This window comes from Roseimaritima multifibrata (genome assembly GCF_007741495.1).
Classification (GTDB): domain Bacteria; phylum Planctomycetota; class Planctomycetia; order Pirellulales; family Pirellulaceae; genus Roseimaritima; species Roseimaritima multifibrata.
On the sequence record NZ_CP036262.1, the window covers coordinates 3,971,597 to 3,994,961 of the forward strand.

Consider the following 23,365-nt stretch of genomic DNA (forward strand, 5'->3'; position numbering starts at 1 on the left):
CCGGTTCCAGTTCGCGGCTCATTCGACCCCGATTATAGCGGAAACGGGAACACGGTATCTTGTTCGTTGCCGATTGCCGGCCTCATTTAGGTGTCCCAGTGCAGGACGAAGCGGTCTTGCTATAATCCCCAGGGAATTTGAATCAAGGGATACAGTGTCGATATTTCCAACGACACTGGATCCCGTCCTTTTGACCGGGGCTTTATTGTCTTGATCGCCGCGTCTGCCACCCTATTTGCGATTGACAGTCTGTCGAAGCAAGAAATGACCACCGAATGGGTAACGTCCAAGACCTTTATCCTGCTGGCAGTGGTCGTGGTTGCTTTGGGCATCGCCACGTTGGTCGGATTCTTGTTGACCCGCCGGGAAAATGTCGCGATTGAATCCGCCGTCGTCAGGCGATTTACGCAACGCCTGCGAATCTGGTGGATGATGTGCGCTATTTTGGTCTGCGGATTCCTGCTCCACCGAGTCGGCACCATCATCCTGTTTGGGCTGGTTTCCTTCTGGGCCCTGCGCGAATTCATCACGATGACCCCAACGCGGCGTGGAGACCATCGGGCCTTGTTTTGGGTCTTCTTTATTTTTACGCCGCTGCAATATCTTCTGATCATTCTCAGCAATATGCCGGCCAGCTGGATTACCGCGGGCCGCGAGATCAATTTCTATGGTCTCTACAGCATCATGATTCCGGTCTACGCAAGCCTGTTCATCCCCGCTCGGATTGCGTTTGGAGGCGACTACAAACGATTCCTTGAACGGAGTGCCAAGATCCAGTCGGGACTGCTGATCTGCGTTTACTCACTTAGCTATGCCCCGGCACTTCTCGATTTGTCGCTTCAACACGCCGATGGGCAAGCATGGAGTGGCAGCAACGTCACGCTGCTGTTTTTCTTTCTGTTGATCGCTCAACTATCGGGAGTCCTACAGCGCGTTTGGAGCGTGCTGATTGGCAGTCACCCCATCGCTCGAGACATCAACGCAGGGCGAACGTGGGAAGGTTTAGTCGGCTCGGTCGTCACCACGGGTCTGCTGGGCGCCGCCCTTTTCTGGGCGACGCCGTTTGCCCCTTGGGAAGCAGGCGTGATGAGCATGGTTGTTGCCTGCATGGCCTTTGCCGGCACGATGACCATGAGTGCAATCAAACGCGACCGAGGCCTGAACGATACCGGAACCCTTGTTGAAGGGCATGCCGGCCTGCTGGATCAAATCGACGACGTTTGTTTCGCCGCACCAGTCTTCTATCACCTGACCCGATTTTTCTACTCTGGCTAGTCCACCATTTTTATGTTGTTCGACACCCACGCCCATCTAGACAGCGACCAATTCAACGACCAACGCGATGCGGTTGTGCAACGAGCAAAAGCGGCGGGCCTGGTCGGGATGATGACCATCGGCACAACCGCCGCCTCCAGCCGACGAGCCTGCGATCTGGCTGCGGAGTACCCAGGGTACGTCTATGCAGCGGTTGGCATCCAACCTAATTACGTCGGCGAGGTCGAAGCCGATGACTGGCAGACCATCGAAGAACTGGCTGGCTTTCCAGGCGTGCGGGCGATTGGCGAAACCGGGCTGGACCAATACTGGGACGATACTCCGCTTGTCGAACAGATCGATTATTTCCAGCGGCACATCGAATTATCACAAAAGGTCGGGCTGCCGTTTATTGTCCACATGCGTGAAAGCTGCCCTGCCATTATCGATACGCTCCGCCCGTACGCGGCCAAGGGATCGTTGGCCGGAGTCATGCATTCGTTTACGGGCGACTGGGACCAAGCCAAACAGCTGCTTGATTTCGGTTTGCATATCAGTTTCGCCGGGATGTTAACGTTCAAAAAATCTCAAGACCTCCGCGGGGTCGCAGCTCAGGTCCCCGAAGACCGTTTGCTGATTGAAACCGACGCCCCCTACCTCAGCCCCGAACCGCTTCGTGGCAAGCGGCCCAACGAACCGGCTCGTGTTGCCCACACTCTGAAATGTTTGGCGGAAGTTCGCGGCAAAAGCGTCGAATCGATGGCAGAGATTACGACCCACAACGCCCGTCGGTTCCTCGCGTTGCCCGAATAAATCGGCAGCGACGGATCACACGGTAATTCCCTCTTCCACATCTTTTCGCAGATACTGAAACCATGATCCCTTCCGCCGATGCATTCGAGAAGCTTGGAGCCTTTTATCTTGGGCGTCAGTACGATCTAAAAGCAGGCAAGCTGCTAGACGAACTGCAAATGTACGATTCCAAGGACCTCTGTACGCACGCGATGTGTGTCGGGATGACGGGAAGCGGGAAGACCGGTTTATGCCTGTCGCTGCTGGAAGAAGCCGCGATCGATGGCATCCCTGCGATTTGCATTGACCCCAAGGGGGATCTTGCCAACCTGCTACTAACCTTCCCCGACCTAAAGCCCAAAGACTTTGCTAAGTGGCTAGAGCCCGGAGAAGCAGCTCGGAAAGGTCTTTCCGATAAAGAATACGCGGAACAAACCGCTAAAAAATGGAAGGCTGGTTTGGCCTCATGGGGGCAGGCGCCCGAGCGAATCGCCAATCTGAAAGAGGCGGCGGATTTCGCGATCTACACCCCTGGCAGCCAGGCGGGTCTGCCTTTGACGGTCTTAAAAAGCTTTGACGCGCCTCCTCCCGAACTGCTTTCCAACGGGGAAGCGATGCGCGACCGAGTCAGCGGAGCGGCATCGGGTCTGCTGACGTTGCTGGGAATCGATGCCGATCCGTTGATGTCCCGCGAACATATCCTGCTTTCGTCGATCTTTGACCACTGCTGGAAGAAAGGCGAAAACGTTTCGGTCGGTTCGTTGATTGGCTTGATCCAGTCCCCACCGATCCAACGTGTTGGTGTCCTTGATTTGGACAGTTTCATGTCGACCGCTGATCGCGGCAAACTGGCGATGCAGCTGAACAACCTGCTTGCCTCGCCAGCCTTCGCCAGTTGGTTGGAAGGGGAGCCACTTTCCATCCCGCGTCTGCTGCACACGCCCGAAGGAAAACCTCGCATATCGATCCTCTCGATCGCTCATCTGAACGACAGCGAACGGATGTTCTTTGTCACGATTCTGCTGAACGAACTGTTGGCGTGGATGCGGACCCAAAGTGGAACAAGTTCGCTGCGGTCGCTGTTTTACATGGATGAGGTCTACGGATACTTTCCTCCGGTCGCCAACCCGCCTAGCAAGCAGCCGATGTTGACTTTGCTGAAACAAGCCCGCGCCTTCGGTCTGGGAATGGTGCTGGCAACGCAAAACCCTGTCGACCTGGATTACAAAGGTCTATCGAACATCGGAACCTGGTTCTTGGGAAGGCTGCAAACCGAACGCGACAAGGCAAGGGTCTTGGACGGGCTGGAAGGAGCCGCAATTCAGACCGGACAAGCTTTCGACAAAGCCCAGATGGAACAGTTGCTGGCCGCCTTGGGCAGCCGCGTCTTCCTGATGAACAATGTGCATGACGACGGACCAACGGTTTTTCAAACGCGGTGGGCGATGTCCTTCCTCGCCGGCCCGTTGGCTCGAAATCAAATCGTTGACTTGATGGCGGAGCGGAAGGCAGCGATGGAAGCGGCAGTGGATGCCACGGAAAAGGTTTCCGACAAAGAAAAAGCAAGTGCGAAACCGATCGCTCCATCGGGCGTCTCCGAACAATTCATTGTCCCGAATCGGCCCCCCGCGGCGGAGACAAAATTGGTTTACCGCCCGGCATTGCTGGGGGAGGGGTCGATGCATTTCGTCCGCTCCAGCGCCTCCTTAGATCATTGGGTCGACGCAAAGATTTTAAAACCGTGCCATTCCCCGATCTCCGATCCGATCTGGGAGGGAAGTCTTCCGCTGAATCCCGATATCGAATTGGCCGACCAACCGGAGGAGGGTTTCGAATTCTACGAATTGCCTCCGGAATTATGCAGTTCATCGAACTACAAATCTTGGGCGAAGCAATTAAAAGACTACCTCTACCGCCATCACCCGATGACGCTGTTCAATTGTCCCGAACTGGACGTTTACGCCCCACCCGGTTCAAGTGAAGGGGAAGCTCGGATCGCAATGAAACAAGCGGCTCATGAAGCCCGCGACCTGGAAACCGAAAAACTGCGAAACAAATACGCTTCCAAACTCCGCACGGTCGAAGGTAAAATCCGCACGGCCGAAGATCGTGTGGCTCGCGAAAAAGACCAATTCAAACAAGCCTCCGTCTCTTCGCTGGTCTCCTTTGGATCGACCATCCTGAACGCCTTTCTTGGCAACAAGATTTCCCGGCGAACGTCGACGACCGTTCGCGGCGCCACACGAGCTGCCGCACAACATGGCGATATCGCTCGAGCGGAAAAGGCCGCGGAACAACTGCGGCTGGACTACGAGGCGTTGGAAGTCGAACTTCGCGAGGACATCGACGCGCTCGGTTCGACCTATGACATTCAGAACTTAGAGCTAGAAACCGTCATCGTGGCACCCCGCAAAGGTGACCTGAAGATCTCGGAGGTCCAGCTGGCCTGGGCCCCTTGGCAAATCGATGCCCATGGTATGGCTCAACCCTTGTTCGAAAACTAACAACTATCATCTGCCCCCCCTCTCCCTGATCTCCAAACGCATGACCTCACCTGCAATTGAAATTGAATCTTTACTTGGCCCAGCAGCCGATCCGGTTGCTGCGGGGACCACGATGCGGCAGATCGCGATCGCCAATGCCACCGAGCAAGCGACCGAATGGTTCCAAGCACTCTGGGAATCGAAAACAGAGTTGGAGCAAACCGATCCTGCGATTTTGGGTGGATTGTTCCGTGCCATTCATACATCGATTTTGAATTCCGAAGATCCAGCCGCAACGATCCGCCCCATCAATCCGACTTTGGTCTTTGGGATCCTGGAACGGCTTCCGGAATCGACGCCAAACCGGCATCTGTTGATGCATTTGATGACGTTGGCTCGATCGGGCGACCACCTTCATATCCTGACTCAAATGTTGGTTAAATTCCCACCCGCGGGTTGGATGTCGGTTGGGCAAGTCCTCAGTCCGCTCCTGCAGTACAACGATTGGGAAGTGTCGGACTTTTTTCCCGATGTCCTCGAAGCCCTCGCACACCCCAGCGTCGCATCGCCTGTCCTTGACGTGGCCAATTTCCTCACACGAACCGGTCGTGTCGAAACGCATCCGGCAGCCTCTCGCATCGAGAACCTGCTTCGCTTGCTTGACGCAGTCGTGCAGAAGCTGGAACGGTTCGAATCGAATCCGACCGAATTTGGCAACGATGTTGAAACCATCCAATCGGTGTTAGGGGAAGCGGTCGCCCTGGCGGTTTCTCTTTGCGACGCGCTTGGTTTGATTGGGGACGATCGGGCAAAAGGGAAACTCCATCAGGCGATGCAGATCAAACATCGACGAGTGCAAAGCGAAGCCGCGGGCGCGTTGACTCGGCTGGGCGACGAAGCGGGCCAAGAACATTTGCTTGGGTTAGTGGCTGAACCGGCCGCTCGGCGACGAGTCCTCCAGTACGCAGAAGAACTGGATATTGCCGATGCAATCGACGAGGAGTATGCGACTCCGCAGGCGCTGGCCGAAGCCGACGTCGCGGTCTGGCTGTGCCAACCGCAGAACATGGGCGTCCCCCCGACCGAGATCTCGGTCATCGATTCCAAACGGATGTTATGGCCAAGTTATTCGACTCCCATCGATTGCTTCCTGGTCCGATTTGAATTTGATTTCGGAGACACCCAGTACAGCAATGTGGCGATCGCCGGTCCCACGGTCCACGCCTTTGCAGCTGACTTGGCAGAGCTTCCGAGCAATGACATCTACGCCGCCTACGCCGGTTGGCACGCCGAACACAAAGATATTTTTGCCATCACCGAGGACCACTGGAACGCCGCTCAAAAACGAATGGTATCCCCACTGGTGGAATACCTGCGGCGTGAAGGTTACGAATCGATCCAGCCTCGCATTCTAGGGTTCCTACTGGATGAACATGCGATTGTCTGCGAAGCGACCCGTGAAGATCGCGAATGTGTGGTGGTTACCGACGGGCTGGAAACGATCGAGCAAACGACCGTCGGTCGCCCGCGTCCGCTGGGCACTCAAGAAATGTGGTACATCTATCTTGGCCGCAAGATGCTGCGAACCTTCAACGGTTAAACCACTTCGCGAATTCGCTCGATCAAACCGTTGGTCGATTCCGATTCCGTTCGCATCTTGAACAAGGAAGCCGCCAGAAAACGATCCCGCCAAGCGGGCGAGATCGTCTGGTAATCTTCAAGCACGGCAGAACTATATTTATAGTCGTGCGAATCGCGGCCTTTCTGGAAAATCAACCGCCGGGCATGGGTCACCAAATCCGTCGCCGGCCGCCCCGATTGGAGGAACTGCAATGCCTGCTCAGCCGCTTGCGTTTTATCTTTTCGCAAAGTCGTAAAGATTTCCGTCAAATCGCTGGCCGGCGTATCTTCTGAAACTTTTAGGCGATCGATTTGCAGGTCTGCCAATTTGCCGCGTCCGGTGGCCGCATCGCGAAAACGGGCCAGAAAGGAAGCGTTTTGCAGGAGCAAAAATCGCCGGTTTAAATCCTGAGTTCCCATCTGGTAGGTGTAATGCATCGCGTTGGTGGTCGTCATCGCATGCAGCGGAACGATCGCCGGTTGGCGCATCGTTAGTTCCGCGGCCGAAGCGAACATCGCGTCGTAGATCGACTGAGGCGCAACGCCTCGATTCAATTGTTCTGCGACCAGACGACTGGCGTCATCCGGGCTCACTTCCCGCAGCGCGGTCAATAATTCCAACGTCGCCCCATCGTCAATTTTGCCTTCATACCAGTTGGCTTTAAGTTCGGCAGCTCGCGGCCGATTGATCCGGCTGTCCCGGTCGGCGACAAGGTCGCTCTTCGCCGGATTGGGTTCTCCTTGGTGATTCAGCATCGCATAGACAACGCTGCGCAAAACCGGTTCCGCATGCTCCCAGCCGATCGTCTGAAGGGTTCGATACCCATTGGCAAGGTAAATCGCCTTATGACCAATGCTGCGAAAGTCACGCGGAGCGAACTCTGCCAATAGATCAAACGCGGTCCCAGCAGACTGCCCACGGCAAAGCGATACAACGGCCACATCGGCGGCCGCTTCGTCCCAATTTCCAAGAGCCTCTCTCAAACGCGGAATCGCCAAATGGGACGCTGGCACGGCCGCTTCATCGACCTCCGACATCGTCCAATTGTTTTCACGGGTGTCACGAGCCTGAGCGCTTTTGAAATTGTCGAGCGCCCAGAAAAGGGGCAGCCAACGATCGACATCGGGTGAGGAAAGACTGGCCAGGTGTGCCGAATGGACCACCAAAACCGCGTGAAATTTATGCCCCACCGAAGGCCTGGGCTGGACATTGCGAATTCCCGCCAACAACAAAGCCGCCAACAATTGCCGATACTGCACGTTACCCTTCCGAACTCGGTCGGCAACTTCTTCGATCACTCGTTGACGCGGAGTCTCCTCGATCAAACGAATCAGAGGTTCGACATCGTCATTGAAACGAACACTACCGGCAGGCAACTGCGACTCTGCGGCCGAAACGGCCCCTAATCCTTCCAGTCCAGCCAGCGCCGGCACCCCGGCGGCTGTAGCCATCGCCGTTTGACGCAGAAAGTTTCGTCGATTGGAAGCATTCAACGGATTCACCTCACCAAAGGTATGTGCCACGGCCCGCGATCTGAACCGTTCATTATACCGTTTTCGACAGGGTGATTGAGAATAAATCAACAGCTCCTGCGGGCAAGTTCGCCAATTTCTCGGAAGCCCCAAATCACCGCGGCCCCGGTTTGCAAACGAACGTCCAGCCACAGCGATGGAAAGATGAGGGTACCGGCGTGCCGATACGATCGCTCGCTCGCAAACGAAAGAAGAAAATCACTTCCTTGGGAGCGTGTCGAAATCGATTTCCGGTTTTTGTGCTGCGGTCGACTGGCGTTCAAAATTTTGATCGAACGAAACCGGCTGTGCAAAGAAACCGCAGTTGCGAAGGAAGAAATGATCGCCTTCACTTCCGCCGCCATAATCCAATCGATGGCCACGACGAGCCGTATTGTCGGCCGTGAAATAGGCCTTACTCGATTCGTGCCACTCTCCTTCGGTATCACGCACCCACTGGTTTCCGTAATGCGCGGAACGACCGATATGCCCGTACGCTGGCGAGAAATTTTCCAAGAAGGAATGAAAGCCTGTCAGGTGTTTGTCGGTTTTCGGACGCCGGAACGTAGCGATCAAACGCCACTCATCCTTTTTCTTGTCTCCAAACCAAGAGGTGTAAAACGTGTTCCCTTTTCCATCCGGTTTCACTTCGGTCAGAAAGCGATAGGTTTCACCCGCTTTCCACGGGTAACGCAGAAAGCTCTGCCCACCTGAGCCTTCGTTACCAAAATCTTGAGCCGACACGCCTTCGCCCTTTGCTACCGTTTCAATTCGATCGGCGTCAGGGATCTCCGCTGGGTTGTCTGTCTTAAAGGGACTCCAGACCGAAAACAAGACGCGGCGTTCGCGGTCACTGTTGACCTGAAACCCAAAGTACCCCTCACTAAAACCATTGGACATGAAGTAGGAACCAATCGGGTCTTGTCCGACGGGGACCGTGATTTCGTTGTAGGCGTACGTCAACTGTTTGCCCGGCGGCAACTGATACCGCAAGTGAACCGACGGCCCACGACGCCCCCAGTAAAACATATTGCCGTCGTTATTGCGGACGAAGTCGACCTTCATATCGGGCACTGAAGCGCTGACAAGCAGTTCACTGATCATCGCCACACCAGATCCCGATCGATCTCCATCCCGCAAATCAATTCGCACATAGCCGGGCTGAGACACCGAGACTTCACCCAGCGGATAATCAACGGCTGGCGCCCCCTTCAGGTCGACAACAAATTCCTGGTCGCCCACCGAAGCTTGCACCTGAGAATCACCATCCAGTGAACGGGCTCGAATGGCAAGTTTCAATTTCCCTGGTCGATCGACGCGGAAGTAGACCGAAAAGACCTGATCGGAACCACTACAACGCAGGTCGCCATTTGCGTCAAACAGTCTTCCGCCCGGTCCCGGTTGGCTGCGAAAACAGTTCCCAGCCAAGGGGACGGACCAGTCTTCCGCCAAAAGGGCAGGGACCGCACCGATCGATAGCAGCAAGACAACCACAAGACGCAACACAGTCAAATTCATTTGGATCGATTGATTTGCTCGCCTTATGGAAACACCAGACATTCAAAGCTCAGATGAGCAGCTTTTGGATTGATCCCTGCGAGAATGCCTAGTATACCCAAACGTTCGCGTTGTGCAGCTGCAAATAGTGATTCCCAGGTCCAAGTCTGTGGGAAAACGCGCTAGTCAACCTCCTGCACTTATCTGTTGCAGGGGGTCCGATAAACCGCTTTGAAGTTCAGGCAGCCGCAGCAGACCCGCAGGTCGAATGGGGTGGCTCCGTTCGTTTGACCGGCGACCCCAGAAGGCGATTTGAATATCGCTTTTGGCGCGGCGAATGAAGACGCCCTTAACGCCGAGTTAGCGGGAAACGATGCGGAATCGATTGGCGCCGGCATCAAGAATCTGCAACGGTATCGCTTGTCTGCCCGCGGGGTTTCCCCCGCCAGGTGAGCCAAAAGGCAACACCTCTGCCTTCAAACGGGAAGCGGAACTAGTAGTTCCAGCGTGCCCCGAACTGAATCGCTTGGACCCAGAAACTACCGTAGGAGATCACGCCTTTGGGAAGCGTTGGATCGTCGTTCAAATCGGTCGCCAATTGTGGGTCAACCAACCGCCAAGGCTGCACGGCATCGGTCAGTCCGACGACGCTGTAACCAACCGAAAGATCGATACCGCGGCGGGCTTGGTACCCGACGTTCACGTTGAATTCCGGAGCCCATGCAAAGGTGCTGCTGGTGAAGGTTCCTGCACTGCTATCGCGGACCAACAATCCTCCACCGGCTTGTGAAATCGTTACCCCACCATTTGTGATGTTCGTGACACCACTGCGGCGGGCTTCTCGCGTCAGGGCACCAAAACCAAATTTCATCATCGTATCAAGCGACCAACGTCCCTCGCGATGAAAGCCACTGAACCCAAGCTGAGCTCCATGGAATTCATTTCTAGTTTCAAACTGATCGGTGACGTTAAACATCGCTCCGACGGGAAGTGAATCGTCCGCCAAGATCAATGATTCACTATTGATCGCCAGGTCTTCGTTGACTCGCATGTACTGGTATCCGTACATGAAATCGATTCGGCCGCCCAAGCCCTCCATCGACAGTTGCCGCATCGAAAGATCGGCCCCGTACACATCACTCGATCCTTTGATCGTCAGAAATCCACTTCGTTGTCCCGGATACGAAATCACATCCGCGTTGGAAACGCCGTTCGGATCGGTCGTGAAATCCAGATAGGGACGAGCGATGATTGGTGTTGTCGCTGAATTCCAGTCGCCACCGTACTCTTGGTTGCCAGTGAACCAAAAACGTCCGGTCAGCGAAGCGAGCCCCGCGTTGTCCAACCAAGTTCCGAGAGTGAAGCGACCGCCAACATTCATTTTACTGCCGACCTGATCTTGGCCAAAAAGAATGCTTGTTGACCCCAGCCCCAAAACCCCCGCGTCGGCGAAATCCGTTCCCGGATCGCTGGTCGTCGCCAAGGCAGGAAGCCCCTGTGGACGACGCCAAAAGAGCATCACTTCGGCCGACGCAAACCACGGGCTGCATGGCAAACAGGCCGGCACCGTACAGACTCCACAACCACTGCACCCCATTCCATCACATCCACCGGCTCCGGAATAATGCATCTCTTCTTCGTACATCGGCCCGTCGTACATCACCGGCGGTTCCATCGACTCAAAATCGACAGGGCGGACGTCGCCCGAATCCTCGATCACCAAATCACTAAACGGCTCCAAGACATCATCATCATTGGAAGCAAGTGTGGGAGCCTGATAACTCCCACGGTCCTGTTTTTTCACCCGTACCTGAGCAGAAACGGGGATCGCTACTGAGGCCAGCAACAAGAAAACAAGAGCCCCCACCAAAGAGGTGGACTGCAGGTGATTGGTAATTCGATTCGATCGCACGGTTGGTTGTCTCATTGCCGGAACCTATCGGGGAATTCGGTACAGAACGACTCCTCCAGTGGTTTTATCGACAATGCCGATCGCGACAATTAAGAAAACCTGGCAAGTTTTACCGGTTACGAAACTTCTGCCGGCTAGCGGGCTTGTTTCGGCGACCGGCTGTGGCACCCTACAGGCAGACAAATCTTCCTAGCGGATCGGCGCGAGCCGTCCGGCAAGTACGCATGGGCTTTTTCCTAGCGGAACGGCGCGAGCCGTCCGGCAGGTACGCATGGGCTTTTTCAAGCGGAACGGCGCGAGCCGTCCGGCAGGTACGAGTGGGCTTCCAGGGCGGTGGCCGGACGGCTCGCGCCGTTCCGCTAAGAAGTTGCGGCTGGTTTTTCCAGGGCGGTGGCCGGACGGCTTGCGCCGTTCCGCTAAGAAGTGCCCCCATTTTCAAGGGCGGTGGCCGGATGGGTTGCGACGTTTGGCTATGGGAACGTCGCTGGTTGGGGGCACAAAAAAAGCCACTTCCCCTTTGTGGGGGAAGCGGCATTTTTTTTCAGCAACCGTCAAAACGGCGTACCGAAGACTCGTTCTCTTAAACCATGTCTTTCAGGTTTTTCAGAGGACGAATGGTCAGCTTCTTGCTTGCTGGTTTTGGGTTCAACCAAATTTCTTCACCGGTCGCTGGGTTGCGGCCTTTTCGTTTTGGCTTGGCATCAACCACTTTGACAGTGATTTTGCACAGGCCAGGAATGGTGAATTGGCCCGCAGTCTTCAGCGATTCAGCGATCTCATCGGACAATGCATCAAAGACAAGTGCAACGTCTTTCTTGGTCAGCTCGGTTTGCTCAGAAATGTTCGCCAAAATCTGAGTCTTGGTGAGCGGCTTTGCGGGAACTTTTGCCATTTTGGACCTTTCGACAACGGAAACAGGTAAAGGAAGTTTTTTTTGTTTCAAACGGTCGGAGCCTTCCGACCGGTTCAGAGGTGATTTAAGGGTCTGACCAGTCCGTTGGCAACCCGGTTAGGCCGTTCTCACTAGTGTTTTCCTTAGTTTTTACCATTCCGGACCAGATTAGCTGACCTGCGAAGAGACATTCTATCTCTATGCACAGCCATCAACTAACAGGCATTAAGGAACGTAGAACTCCACTAACCACCGCAAACAACCCACTCGGCGGCTTACTTTCTTCCGCAAACCGGGCGAGCAGCGGAGGACGTGGAAGTCGCATCGGTTTTTTCTTAGGTTTTTTGTTGAAAAGGTGTTCAAAAACAAAGGATCCAGGCCAGATTTGCCTGAACGGACTCAAAAACGGGATCTGCAATCGCCCCGGTTGGTCGATTCCAGTCGATCATTGGGAATCCCGGGGGGAGCGACGCCTAGACCGATCGGGCTTGCTTTCCTAGATTGATCGAGAACTGTTCGCGGCAACGGGCTGTAGAATTCGTCGTTGCGTAGATCTCCAATGGCAGTCCCACCCCATCATGACGCCCTATCCGTCTGCTGATCGTGACAAACTGATCCAAGTCGCGGGATATTTAAATTTCTCCGCAGGCTCACGCGATCCGGTAACACTCCGCCACCTGAACCAATTGCATGCCGCCGCAGCCGCCGGTCCCGTCCTCTCAGGACAACCGGAGTGGTTTGATGTCCATCTGTGGCTTTCCAAAATACTGGACGAGTGTGAGGGTACGACCGCGGCGTTTGCCGACGTCCAACGAGCTCGTCGAGCGGTGCGGATCGTCTACAGCCTGCTTCCACCGGCTTACCTCGATTTTCACAAAGACCTGCTGTTCCACCAACAACCTGAATTGCTCTTCAATGGGTTATTCATGGGACGGTCTGCCGAAGTCGTTCTGGACCTGCTTGACCAGACCTCCGATGACGCGGAGGTCGTGCAACTGGCGATCCAAAGCCTGAATGACTTTGTTGGATACCGTCCGGTCCCTCAATTGGAAAACCGGATCTGCGAACCCTATCCGCATGAGTGGGTCGCTCCCATACCGGTCTACTACAAAGGGGTCGGTTTTTCCGACGGAATCTACCACCGGCTGTTTCGCCAGACGCTGGACATTTTGAAAGAGACGTCCGCGGATACATTGCGTCAGGCAAGCTTTGACGTGGAGCGTCTGGCAGAGCTGACGATTGACCCGCGTGCCTTTGATTTTGATCACCCTGTCAACAAACGTCCCAACTACCAATTCGGGCAATGGGATCCCCACGCGATTGACTCCGAGGGCTACTTCTATCGTTTCGTGGTTCAGCAGATCACGTTGGATGCGTTGCTCAGCCGGCTAGACGACCCCGAACAGGACATCCCGCGAGCTCAGATCCATTTCGAAGCGGCCGCCGTTTTGGCCGGGACCATCTTGATGGCTTCGGGAGTGAGCGGCTGGGGCCCTGGCGCTCACACCAGCGAAACGACGCTAAGCAGCCTGTTGGCTCCGATCGCCCGCTACCGCGATCAGTTCTACGAAGAACTGCTGAACCGCATGGAAGGCGAACATGGCGACCGCCTGCGTGAAGAACAGTCGCTTCGCCAGCAGCCATTTGGAGCCGCCCGCCAGCATCTGAACGCATCGCTCGCAAGCCAGCGAGCCGGACAACAGCAGCATGCCCATCTGGCTCGCCTGTATGCACGCATGGGCTACACGGTCGAAGCGAATGAGGAAGTCGACTTGGTTCAGGCTCCCGCGTCGCGGATGATGTGCCGGATCGATTGTTCGTTGATGCAAGGCTTGGCTAGCCTGCGTCGCGGCGATCTAGAATCGGCCGCCAAGATGCCGCAAGACATCGTCGATCGAATCAAGCGTGCGATCTACTGCGGAGCGGTGGTCGATCCTTGGGACATCCTCGGCTTTGGCGGAAACTACGCACGCTTCCACGACATTGAAAGTTCGGTTCACGACCACCGCGTCGATGAAATCATTCAGTTGACCGATTACCTGTTCGGTTACATGGCACGGGTCTGGAGCGAAGCTGCAGCAAGAGATGACAAAGATCAATACGAGCACCTCGCAAAGATCTACCGTGAAACCGCCGAATGGTGGCGACAGTTTTCAGCGCATACCATTGACGACCTGCAAGCGACCGACCCGCTTGAATCGTACGAATCGGCTCAGTTGGTCGCGCGCGGATTACGAGTCTGGCATCGAGGTGGTGCGGCCGCAGGGGACGTCAGTTTTTGGGCAGAGCATGCGGCGATGTTCGATTCGCCGCGAGCTTACGCGTTGGTCATTGATGCCCTGTTGGAACGACGCGATTTTGTCGCTTCCCAGGCCTTGCTGATCCACTGGCTTTCCAATTCAGAAGAAGTCGGTCTCCGCCGTGGCAACAGTTCGTGGCCGCTGCTCGCTCAGCGCTGGCTGCATCGACTGCAACAGGCTTCACGGCAACACTATGGTGGCTCGGACGAGTTGTCACCGGTGCCCGAGGGATCGCCCCCTCCCGCCGGGATCGATCGTCCCTGGTCGCTGGTCCGTCGGTTCTTCGACATGGTCGAAGCGAACGCCGAAAGCTTCTGGTCTCCGCCACAATTCTCCTGCGGAGGCAAACCGCCGAAACGGGACTGGGACCGAACGCTTGCCGATCTGGATGCGGAACTAACAACCGACGAAGATAACGAAGACGACGACGAAGACCCCAAAGATCTGTTTGCCGCCGCGTATGAAGACGTCACCTTTCGTGACAGTACCGATGACGGCATGGACGGTGCGATCTTTGATGAATCGTCGACCGAAGACGACAACCAAGATTCCCTTGATCTGGAATCACGACGCATTGGCGAACACCTGGAATTCCATGTGGCCCTCGCCCGAATGTGGGTGATGGCCGCCGACATGGGGACCGCCACCAGCCAAGAAGCAGCCCGCGCAGACAATCCTGCACTGCTAGAACAACGCGACCAGAAACTGGTCGAATGGGCTTCCCAGGCTTCGATCAATCGACGCGGCCTGTTGGAACTGCTCGATTCGGTTCGCAGTTACCGAATCAAACCAAGCGGGACCGATAATGCAGCGATGATGCGTTATGACCGGATGCGAGTCGTCCGCGATGCCTTGCTGGAACGGATCATTGCAACCACGGTCGAATCGAGCGACGCAAGACGTTTGATGATCGGAGTCCTTTTAGGGGAACGTCAGGAACGTGCCCATCAACAGGCCCCCGCAGACGGTTCCGAGTCAGCCGAGAAAACGGACGCGAATCAAGCGACCGTCGAAGAAGGTACCGCAACCGATTCAGAATCCGCAGACGAGAACGAAAACGATAGCGAAAACGTTTCCCCCGATTCGCTCACCGCGATCAAAGAACTGGAAAATGAACTTCTGGACGGACTGGGCGAAGACGACCGCCAAGCCGTACGGTTGTACGCTGCCCTTGTTTCCGGTGACAGCCAACGCGTCCGTGATGACTTTCCGCCGCTACTGCGTGCGGTCCGTACGAAGAGTCTGCTTTATATTCCGCTGGTCCGCGGCGGCGACCCGGTCAAAATTTTTGTCGCTCGGCTACGGCAGCGCGTCCTCCTGCACCTGCTCCGCTGGTTCCCTCGACGCGGCATGATTTTTGAATCGTGCCAATTGCTGGAAGCCGCCAGAATGATGGAACAGCAAAATCCGATTGGCCCCGGTGCAGTCACCGAATTTGACGGCTTGTTTAAGATCGGCTTTCGCGCTTTGGTGCAAGCGACCACGCATGCCGCCAAACAATGGCCCGAAGATCCAGACCGCGACCGCACGGACATGCTGACTCAGGTCTTGGAATCGTTAACCGAGACCTTGCTTGCCAGTTGGTTGACGCACAGTCGTTCGCTCCGCCTGTCGGCGCTTGAAACGGTCGCAGATCCCAAACGCTGGGAAAAGCTGGTCCATTTCATCAAGACGTACGGTGCGCCACTGTTCTGCCAAACCTGTCTCGGGTTAGGGAACATTCGCGCGATTTTGCACCAGGGCGTCGATGCTTGGATGGATCAATTAAAAGAAGATCCTGGCACCCTGGCCGATTCTCGCTTCCTAGCAGACCTGGATGGTCCGCTAGGCCGCAACGAGGCGAAACAACACCTGACGATGGTCTATGAAACGATTCTGGACCATCACTCCGAATACCTGGACTACACCAGCACAACCACGCAAAGTGATCGAGGCGAACTGATCTACATGTTCCTCGATTTCCTGCGGCTTCGCGTCCGCTACGATCGTATCGCGTGGAACCTCCGACCGGTCATGTGGACTCACGAGATCTTGGTACGTGACGGCTTTGAACAGGCCGCGATGCGTTGGCAACGTTCGCTGGAAGAGCGGATCAGTGCCGAAGCGGAGATCTATGTCAAACGTTTGCGGCGACTGCAGCAGCAGTACTCGATGCGAATGCCAACGGTAGCCGATCGAATTCTCGAACGTTTTATCCAGCCAATGACCATCGACCGGATGCGTGGTTTGATCGAACCGGCGATTCGCGGCGTCCGCCAAGGGACCGCAAGCACCGAATTTGAACTGCTACGCAAAGAAGCAAATCTACTAACCGAATATCCGACCGGAGCAGGGCTGGACCTTCCAGCATGGCTGGAGGCGTTGGAGGAAGAGGTGGAGCTGGCGATCAATCGCCAAGAAGGTCTGGACATCGACGGCGACACACTGCTAACAATCGATCGCCAAGCGATCGAGTTAGACGATCTGGAGCAACAGCTTTCCAGCGCCCGCCGCCTAGGTCGACGTTTACCGTTTATGGAAAACTAAAAGCGACGCCAAAGGTTTGCTGACGCATTTTATAAGCGGCACCGCGCAAGCCGTCCGGCCAGTGCACGGCGATCTTTCCTAGCGGCACGGCGCAAGCCGTCCGGCCAGTGCACGACGATCTTTCCTAGCGGCACGGCGCAAGCCGTCCGGCAAGTCCACGGCGATTTTTCCTAGCGGCACGGCGCAAGCCGTCCGGCCAGTGCACGACGATCTTTCCTAGCGGCACGGCGCAAGCCGTCCGGCCAGTGCACGACGATCTTTCCTAGCGGCAGGTTTAGTGATGTGGCCAAGGTTTACTGTGCGGCTGCCGGACGGCTCGCGCCGTTCCGCTAAGAAGTTTGTGATGTGGCCAAGGTTTACTGCGCGGCGGCCGGACGGCTCGCGCCGTTCCGCTAAGAAGTTTGTGATGTGGCCAAGGTTTGCTGCGCGGCGGCCGGACGGCTCGCGCCGTTCCGCTAAGAAGTTTAGTGATGCGGCCAAGGTTTGCTGCGCGGTGGCCGGACGGCTCGCGCCGTTCCGCTAAGAAGTTTGTGATGTGGCCAAAATTTGCTGCGCGGTGGCCGGACGGCTCGCGCCGTTCCGCTAAGAAGTTTGTGATGTGGCCAAAGTTTACTGCGCGGTGGCCGGACGGCTCGCGCCGTTCCGCTAAGAAGTTTAGTGATGTGGCCAAGGTTTGCTGCGCGGTGGCCGGACGGCTCGCGCCGTTCCGCTATGAAGTTTAGTGATGTGGGCGACGGTTCCATTGCCTTTGGCTTATGCCGATGCAAAGATCGTCAATCGTGCTCTCCTTTGGTTAGGTTCCCACTGTGGTTAATCGCCAATAGCAGTCGCAACATGATCATCAGACTCAGGACGGCTCCGGCGATCCCGAACAATGAAAGTCGATGAAAACCTAGAAAGGGGTTTTCCGGAAAGACGACTGGAGGCACCTCATAGGCCAGCATCAGTGACGCCCCTAAAAATAGCGAACTGGCCATGATCCCCAGGACCAATCGGTTAACCGATGGGCTCAGACGACGGTGTTCAAGGTTCATGCTCAAACTGCCTTGCCTGGCTTGTGTTAACAGCCCCATGACTTGATCGGGTGCAAATTCAAGGAAGTTTTCGGCTTCCAAATAGATCCGTCTGGCCTGCCGAATCCGCCTGCGGGGACTAATCCGACGGAGCATTGCGCGTCGTACGAATCCGCCCATCACCTCTAATGAATCAAATTTTGCGTCGAGCGCACTGAGCGTTCCTTCCAAGGAAACCAGCATCTTCAACAGCAGTGCAGACTGACTAGGCAATTTGATCTTATGACGATGCAAGATTTCGCTTAAGTCATTTAAGGCGGAGGTCAGGTTAAACCGCCCGAGCCCCTGCCGGCCATAGATGCCAACGTAATCGCCAATGTCGACCGACAACGATGCATCGTCCAACGTCGCTGGAGGGTTACCGACTCGCTTCACCAATCGCAGCAGCATTCGCTCATCTCCGGCCGAGATCGCGAATAACATCTCTTCGATCGTTTCACGCAATCGGTCGTCGATCCGGCCGATCATTCCGAAATCAAGGATCCCCAGCCCTCCTTCAGGCATGACCAGCAAATTGCCGGGATGAGGATCCGCATGGAAAGTTCCATGATTAAACAGCATCTTCATGTAGGAATCGGTGACGCGGTGGGCAATCGTTTCCCGTTCCTCAAGGCTGCCGGAATCCCACTTCGCAATGCTGGGACCTTCCAAGCGAGTCATCACCAAGACGCGGCGGGTACAGAGTTCGATAACCGGTTCAGGGACCACCAGCTTAGGATCGTCGGCGAAGAATTCGCGAAACATCAACATGTTGGTTAGCTCACGCTCAAAATCGAGCTCGCGTCTTAGCATGGGCATGATCTGCCGTGCAAGTTCCGCGGGTCCAAACGCCGCCAACGTTTCGACGTGTTCAGCCAATTGAGCCAATCCGGTCAGGACTTCCAAATCCTGAAGAATGATATTTTCGATGCCATCGCGTTGGACTTTGATCACCACTTGGCGGCCATTGGCAAGCCTCGCTTCATGGACCTGTCCAATCGAGGCGGTTGCGATCGGGGAGTCGTTCAATTCGACAATTTCCAGTTCGAACTGAGCCCCCAGTTCCTCTTTCAAAATTCTCCGCACCACCTCGGGGGAATCGGGAGAAACATTCGCTCGCAGTTGTTTTAGTTCGTCGGCTAATTCGGGGCCGACCAAGTCGGGGCGTGCCGATAGAATCTGGCCCAGTTTAATGAACGTTGGCCCCAGTTCGGTCAACGCCATCCGGACTCGCTTTTCTCGCGAGTACTGCGTTAAGGGAACGCCGCTGCGGTCCTTTAAAATGTCGCGAAACGGCAGGCGAGGGAAATGGCTTAACCAATCAGCCAATCCATAGCGGCGCAGTACCTGCAGGATCTGACGCCAACGCTTCAGATTTCGGTACAGCTGCGGGATCGACGAGATTTTCATTCTGGTTGTTTGTCGCGGATTGTGGAGACGCTACCGAATGCCAGCTTGGTATCAGGCTGTTTTCTGGAGGACGTTACCGAACGGCCTGCGTCGGTCCGCTAAGCAAGGAAGTGGCACTGGGTACGAATTCGCGGCTTTCCCTACCAATTTCCGCGGACTCCCCGCTTGAGTCTAGGCCGAGGAAAGCTGGCTTCGAACCGCTGGCACCGAAAAAAGGCTGTTTTCCTTTCGTTCCGCACCATTAAATCTTTGGGCCGCTTTTCAACCGGAGTAAACTTTCGCTCCTGAAATCGGGCGGACTGCATTGAAGCGAATCGCAAAACGGTCCTTCCCAGTGTAAATCAAGCAACCTACTTTCCCACTTTTGAGCGTCGAAAAGAATTCGCGTCGGCCGGAACCGGGACGGGAGGCGGGGGATTTGCCAAGCGGATCCTAAACCGCACCGCCTCGCAAGCGTTAGAATCGCCAGAATCCCACTTCCCCTCGCCCCTTCCGAATCCAATCTGCCGACATGCAACCTTTGGTACTGACGCTATGCCTGATGGGAGCCGCCGCATTGATCGCGGTCCCGCTGGGGATTGGACTTGCCACGGCACTTGCTGGATGCGGAGGTGGCCGCCTGGGTACGACGGTCCGCCGTATCGCAATCACGATGCTCTTTGTGCTGATCGCGCTTCCCCTTTATGTTCATGCGGCGGCCTGGGAAGCGACCGCAGGAAAATTTGGTTGGCTGCCGCTGATGCAGACCAGCGGAAATCGGTTCTGGTTCGGAGGCTTTCCGGCGACCGCATGGATTCACGGCATTTCAGGATCCGCGTGGGTATCGCTTGCCATCCTGTGGGCCTGGCAACGTCTGCCCCGATCCCTGAGTGACCAAGGGCGAATGGACCTGACGCCGTTTCGCCAATGGTGGGTCATCGCCCTGCCTGCCGCGGCTCCGGCGATCGCCACGGCCGGGTTATGGGTCATGTTGATCGCCGGAACCGAGATGACGGTCGCCGACCTATACGGAGTCCGGACACTCGCGGACACCATTTATTTGCAGTACGCCTTCGATCCGCACTGGAAACCGATCCTCCAAGCATGCGTAACGCCGTTGTTGGTCGGAATCCCCATACTCTGGCTAATCGATCGCAAACTAGCCCTCCCGTCGCGTCCGACGTTAGGGACGACGCCTTGGTGGTCCGACGACGTCTCCGCTGGTCAGTCGACACGCTGGCCAATCACAACTCGCATCTCCGCCTCGCTTGCGCTGGCCGGTTTGCTTCTTTTTCTCGTCGCGATCCCGTTGATTAGTTTATTGGTGAAGGGAGGGATCGTGGTCCGCGCCGCCGACGCGTCGGTTCCAACGGTTCCCGCAGGACGGTACGCCTGGTCATGGGAACGATTTGGCATCACGATGTCCGACGCGTTTTCGACTTTTTCGGCGGAATACCAATGGACGTTCGTGATCGGTATTGCCGTCGCCGTGACGGCGACACCATTGGCGTTGATCGCCGCTTGGTGGGCAAACGGTTCCCAACTTCGTTCGCGGATCGGTGCCGGTATCGCGTTGGTTTTGATGCTGCTGCCCGGCCCTGTGGTCGGAATGGCTGTGATCTTCCTCTTCCACAACCGCGGCGAATGGCTGGATTCGCTTTACCAAAGGTCAATCGTCCCGACGGTCATTGCTTGCCTGCCGCGATCCTTGCCAGCAACCTATTTTGTGCTGCGAGTCGGCTATCGGATGCTGGACGCCAAACCCACCGAAGCGGCCCGGAGCGAAGGAGGCACATCCTGGCAAATTTTTGCTCGCGTCGAACTGCCGCGACTGTTTCCCGTGATTTTCATCGCCGCCTTGGTCGCTGCAACCGTAGCGACGGCGGACGTCCCATCGACTCTGGTCATTTTGCCTCCAGGGATGACAACCGTTGGTACGCGGACGTTTGCCCTGCTGCATAGTGGCGTGCGATACCAAGTCGCAGGACTAACCCTTGGTTTTTTAATATTCGTTGCCCTTTTTGCAATTCTCTGCCCGCTCCTCTACAAACGCGTTTGGCGAAACCGAGTAAGATAGACCGTTCACGATCGTAATTGAGATTGCGAAACTGAAGATTCGACCCAAGAGGAATGGAAGCGAATGCGTTCGATTGCCCAAGCATGGATTACCCCCCTTCTCATCGCTTTCAGCATGACATGGATTGCTGTCGGTTCGTGCGGTAGGTGCGAAGCGGTCGAAAAAATCAAATTTAAGGATGCACGACAACGCGAACAAAATGTCACGGGCGAATCGCTGGTAGAAGCCCGGGACGGCGGTCTGCTTTTACTAGGTGACGATGGGCGTATTTGGACGATCCAACCGGGACAAATTGAGTCCAAGGAAACGGATGATTCAAAGTTGACTCCGGTGGATGAAGCGACGGTGCAACAACGCCTGCTGGAGGAGATGCCGGCAGGGTTCGAAATCCATCAAACCAACCACTATCTGATCTGCCACAACACCAGCGTGCAATACGTCACCTGGGTTGGGTCTCTTTTCGAACAACTCTATCGCGGCTTCAACGCATACTGGAAAAACCAAGGGATGGTCTTAGAAGAACCGCGTTTCCCGTTGGTCGGATTGGTGTTTGCCGACCGCAAGAGCTTTGAGGAATACGCACGTCCGGAAGTGGGCGAAGCGGTCGGAGGGATCATTGGTTATTACAACCTAGAAACCAACCGCATCACCACGTTCAACATGCCCAATCCCGAACGAAACATCGCGACCATCATCCATGAAGCAACGCATCAGTTGGCATACAACACGGGACTGCAGCAGCGATTCGCAGACAACCCGATGTGGGTCAGCGAAGGGCTGGCGGTCTTTTTTGAATCCCCCGATTTTTCCAGTTCCCGAGGCTGGCGGACCATCGGCCGCGTCAACGCCGTCAACCTACAGCGTTTTAAAAAATACCTACTAAGCCGGCCAGCCGATTCACTCTCGACACTCCTGAGCGACGACAAACGCTTCCGCAATGCGGATTCGGCAATCTCGGCCTATAGCGAAGCCTGGGCGTTGAACTATTTCCTCTTAAAGACCAAACGCAAAGAATACGTCGCCTACCTCCAAGAACTAAGCAAAGGGGAACCTCTCAAATCGCGCAGCCCTCGCGAACGCATCGAGATGTTCGAGAAATTTATCGGCGCGGATCTGCAAACGATCGAACGACAATTCGTGCCCTTCGTCACCCGGCTTCGGTGACCGCAAACACTTGTTGCCAGGGCCGAAACCGCAAAGTCCAGATCGCAAAAATCTGGCGGCCAAAAATCAGGGGCCCCAGATGAATCAATCAAAAAGCGCCGTCTACACAGGCTGGTCGCGCAAGAAGACCGGCACCTGTTCGGTCGAGCTTTCGGGATCGTAACGGTAACCGGCTTCGGAGAATTGCGTCAATTTGCGGAGGCTTTTTACGCGGTTCCGAACCACCCAGTCCGCCATCATCCCGCGAGCGACTTTGGCATAAAAACTGATCAGTTTGTATTTCCCATTCTTCAAGTCTTTGAAGGTTGGCGAAATCACTTTGCTGGACAATCCGGCCGGTTGCAAACTGCGGAAGTACTCCTGCGAAGCCAGATTCAACAAGACGTTCGAACCGATCGACTCGGTCGCGCGATTGACGACGGCCGTCAGTTCAGTCCCCCAAAACGCATACAGATCGGCGCCGCGGCGGTTTTTCAATTTCGTTCCCATCTCTAGGCGATAGGGGAGCATCCGATCCAATGGACGCAGGATCCCGTACAACCCTGACAGGATTCGTAGATGATCCTGAGCGTACAGCATTTGCTTTTCGGTCCACTTGCCCGCTTCCAAACCCTGATAAACGTCCCCCTGAAAAGCCAACACGGCCGGTTTTGCTTCGGGGTCGCCCGGCTGTTGCAGCGAGGCGGCATCCCAGTCCTGGTAACGTTGGTGATTCAAAGTCGCCAATTTGTCGCTGATTTTCATCAACGAACCAAGACGGTTTGCAGATACCTTTTTTAACTCCGCAGCCAACAACGCTGCTTCGGATAGCAATTCCGGAGTGCTGGTGAGCGGAGGCGAAACGTTCGTCGCAAAATCAAGCGTTTTTGCTGGCGATAAAACAATCAACATAAAA

13 protein-coding genes are annotated in these 23,365 nt (G+C 55.7%); 7 read left to right on the forward strand and 6 right to left on the reverse strand.

Features of this window, described 5'->3' with window-relative positions; translation table 11 throughout:
• The first annotated feature begins 264 nt into the window (after nucleotides 1-264).
• The 4 genes from FF011L_RS14395 to FF011L_RS14410 all read left to right on the forward strand — a co-directional run bounded on the left by FF011L_RS14395 (nucleotide 265) and on the right by FF011L_RS14410 (nucleotide 6,129).
• Complete coding sequence (locus FF011L_RS14395) at nucleotides 265-1,275, forward strand: phosphatidate cytidylyltransferase (protein ID WP_145352336.1); 1,011 nt, start codon at nucleotides 265-267, stop codon at nucleotides 1,273-1,275.
• 12 nt (nucleotides 1,276-1,287) lie between these two features.
• Nucleotides 1,288-2,067, forward strand: a complete 780-nt coding sequence (locus tag FF011L_RS14400; protein WP_145352338.1) for a TatD family hydrolase — start codon at nucleotides 1,288-1,290, stop codon at nucleotides 2,065-2,067.
• A gap of 62 nt (nucleotides 2,068-2,129) precedes the next feature.
• The gene (locus FF011L_RS14405) at nucleotides 2,130-4,550 is read left to right on the forward strand and encodes an ATP-binding protein (protein WP_145352340.1); all 2,421 of its coding nucleotides are present in this window, start codon (nucleotides 2,130-2,132) and stop codon (nucleotides 4,548-4,550) included.
• 40 nt (nucleotides 4,551-4,590) lie between these two features.
• Nucleotides 4,591-6,129, forward strand: a complete 1,539-nt coding sequence (locus FF011L_RS14410; RefSeq protein ID WP_145352342.1) for a HEAT repeat domain-containing protein — start codon at nucleotides 4,591-4,593, stop codon at nucleotides 6,127-6,129.
• Here the strand turns inward: FF011L_RS14410 and FF011L_RS14415 are convergent.
• The 4 genes from FF011L_RS14415 to FF011L_RS14430 form a co-directional block, all read right to left on the reverse strand.
• Complete coding sequence (locus tag FF011L_RS14415; protein WP_391560937.1) at nucleotides 6,126-7,652, reverse strand: twin-arginine translocation signal domain-containing protein; 1,527 nt, start codon at nucleotides 7,650-7,652, stop codon at nucleotides 6,126-6,128. The two genes, FF011L_RS14410 and FF011L_RS14415, sit on opposite strands and share 4 nt — an antisense overlap.
• A gap of 228 nt (nucleotides 7,653-7,880) precedes the next feature.
• A complete protein-coding gene (locus FF011L_RS14420; RefSeq protein WP_145352343.1) occupies nucleotides 7,881-9,179 on the reverse strand; it encodes a DUF3472 domain-containing protein in 1,299 nt (432 codons plus the stop codon).
• Nucleotides 9,180-9,651: 472 nt separating this feature from the next.
• Nucleotides 9,652-11,070 (reverse strand): BBP7 family outer membrane beta-barrel protein, encoded by a 1,419-nt coding sequence (locus tag FF011L_RS14425; protein WP_218932634.1) that lies wholly within the window; start codon nucleotides 11,068-11,070, stop codon nucleotides 9,652-9,654.
• Nucleotides 11,071-11,650: 580 nt separating this feature from the next.
• Nucleotides 11,651-11,962 carry an HU family DNA-binding protein gene (locus FF011L_RS14430; protein ID WP_145352346.1) on the reverse strand — a complete coding sequence of 104 codons (312 nt, stop codon included), beginning with the start codon at nucleotides 11,960-11,962 and terminating at the stop codon, nucleotides 11,651-11,653.
• 578 nt (nucleotides 11,963-12,540) lie between these two features.
• Between FF011L_RS14430 and FF011L_RS14435 the strand changes: the two genes are divergently transcribed.
• Nucleotides 12,541-16,788 carry a hypothetical protein gene (locus tag FF011L_RS14435; RefSeq protein ID WP_145352348.1) on the forward strand — a complete coding sequence of 1,416 codons (4,248 nt, stop codon included), beginning with the start codon at nucleotides 12,541-12,543 and terminating at the stop codon, nucleotides 16,786-16,788.
• 773 nt (nucleotides 16,789-17,561) lie between these two features.
• Here FF011L_RS14435 and FF011L_RS14440 read toward each other — a convergent pair.
• Nucleotides 17,562-19,250, reverse strand: coding sequence for an ABC1 kinase family protein (locus FF011L_RS14440; protein WP_145352350.1), 1,689 nt, complete (start codon nucleotides 19,248-19,250; stop codon nucleotides 17,562-17,564).
• Nucleotides 19,251-19,761: 511 nt separating this feature from the next.
• On the opposite strand from FF011L_RS14440, the gene FF011L_RS14445 reads away from it, so the two are divergent.
• Together FF011L_RS14445 and FF011L_RS14450 are read left to right on the forward strand one after the other, a co-directional pair.
• Nucleotides 19,762-21,306, forward strand: a complete 1,545-nt coding sequence (locus FF011L_RS14445) for an ABC transporter permease subunit (RefSeq protein ID WP_145352351.1) — start codon at nucleotides 19,762-19,764, stop codon at nucleotides 21,304-21,306.
• Between the two features lie 63 nt (nucleotides 21,307-21,369).
• Entirely contained in the window at nucleotides 21,370-22,470 is a 1,101-nt protein-coding gene (locus FF011L_RS14450) for a DUF1570 domain-containing protein (protein ID WP_145352353.1), read from the forward strand.
• A gap of 102 nt (nucleotides 22,471-22,572) precedes the next feature.
• Here FF011L_RS14450 and yaaA read toward each other — a convergent pair whose 3' ends face one another.
• Nucleotides 22,573-23,361, reverse strand: coding sequence for a peroxide stress protein YaaA (gene yaaA / locus FF011L_RS14455; protein WP_145352355.1), 789 nt, complete (start codon nucleotides 23,359-23,361; stop codon nucleotides 22,573-22,575).
• Nucleotides 23,362-23,365 lie beyond the last annotated feature (4 nt).

Bases quoted from the DNA above. Each gene is read 5' to 3' on its own strand.
- FF011L_RS14395 (WP_145352336.1), top strand. From the start codon at position 265: ATGACCACCGAATGGGTAACGTCCAAGACCTTTATCCTGCTGGCAGTG.
- FF011L_RS14400 (WP_145352338.1), top strand. From the start codon at position 1,288: ATGTTGTTCGACACCCACGCCCATCTAGACAGCGACCAATTCAACGAC.
- FF011L_RS14405 (WP_145352340.1), top strand. From the start codon at position 2,130: ATGATCCCTTCCGCCGATGCATTCGAGAAGCTTGGAGCCTTTTATCTT.
- FF011L_RS14410 (WP_145352342.1), top strand. From the start codon at position 4,591: ATGACCTCACCTGCAATTGAAATTGAATCTTTACTTGGCCCAGCAGCC.
- FF011L_RS14420 (WP_145352343.1), bottom strand. From the start codon at position 9,179: ATGAATTTGACTGTGTTGCGTCTTGTGGTTGTCTTGCTGCTATCGATC.
- FF011L_RS14430 (WP_145352346.1), bottom strand. From the start codon at position 11,962: ATGGCAAAAGTTCCCGCAAAGCCGCTCACCAAGACTCAGATTTTGGCG.
- FF011L_RS14435 (WP_145352348.1), top strand. From the start codon at position 12,541: ATGACGCCCTATCCGTCTGCTGATCGTGACAAACTGATCCAAGTCGCG.
- FF011L_RS14440 (WP_145352350.1), bottom strand. From the start codon at position 19,250: ATGAAAATCTCGTCGATCCCGCAGCTGTACCGAAATCTGAAGCGTTGG.
- FF011L_RS14445 (WP_145352351.1), top strand. From the start codon at position 19,762: ATGCAACCTTTGGTACTGACGCTATGCCTGATGGGAGCCGCCGCATTG.
- FF011L_RS14450 (WP_145352353.1), top strand. From the start codon at position 21,370: ATGCGTTCGATTGCCCAAGCATGGATTACCCCCCTTCTCATCGCTTTC.
- yaaA (WP_145352355.1), bottom strand. From the start codon at position 23,361: ATGTTGATTGTTTTATCGCCAGCAAAAACGCTTGATTTTGCGACGAAC.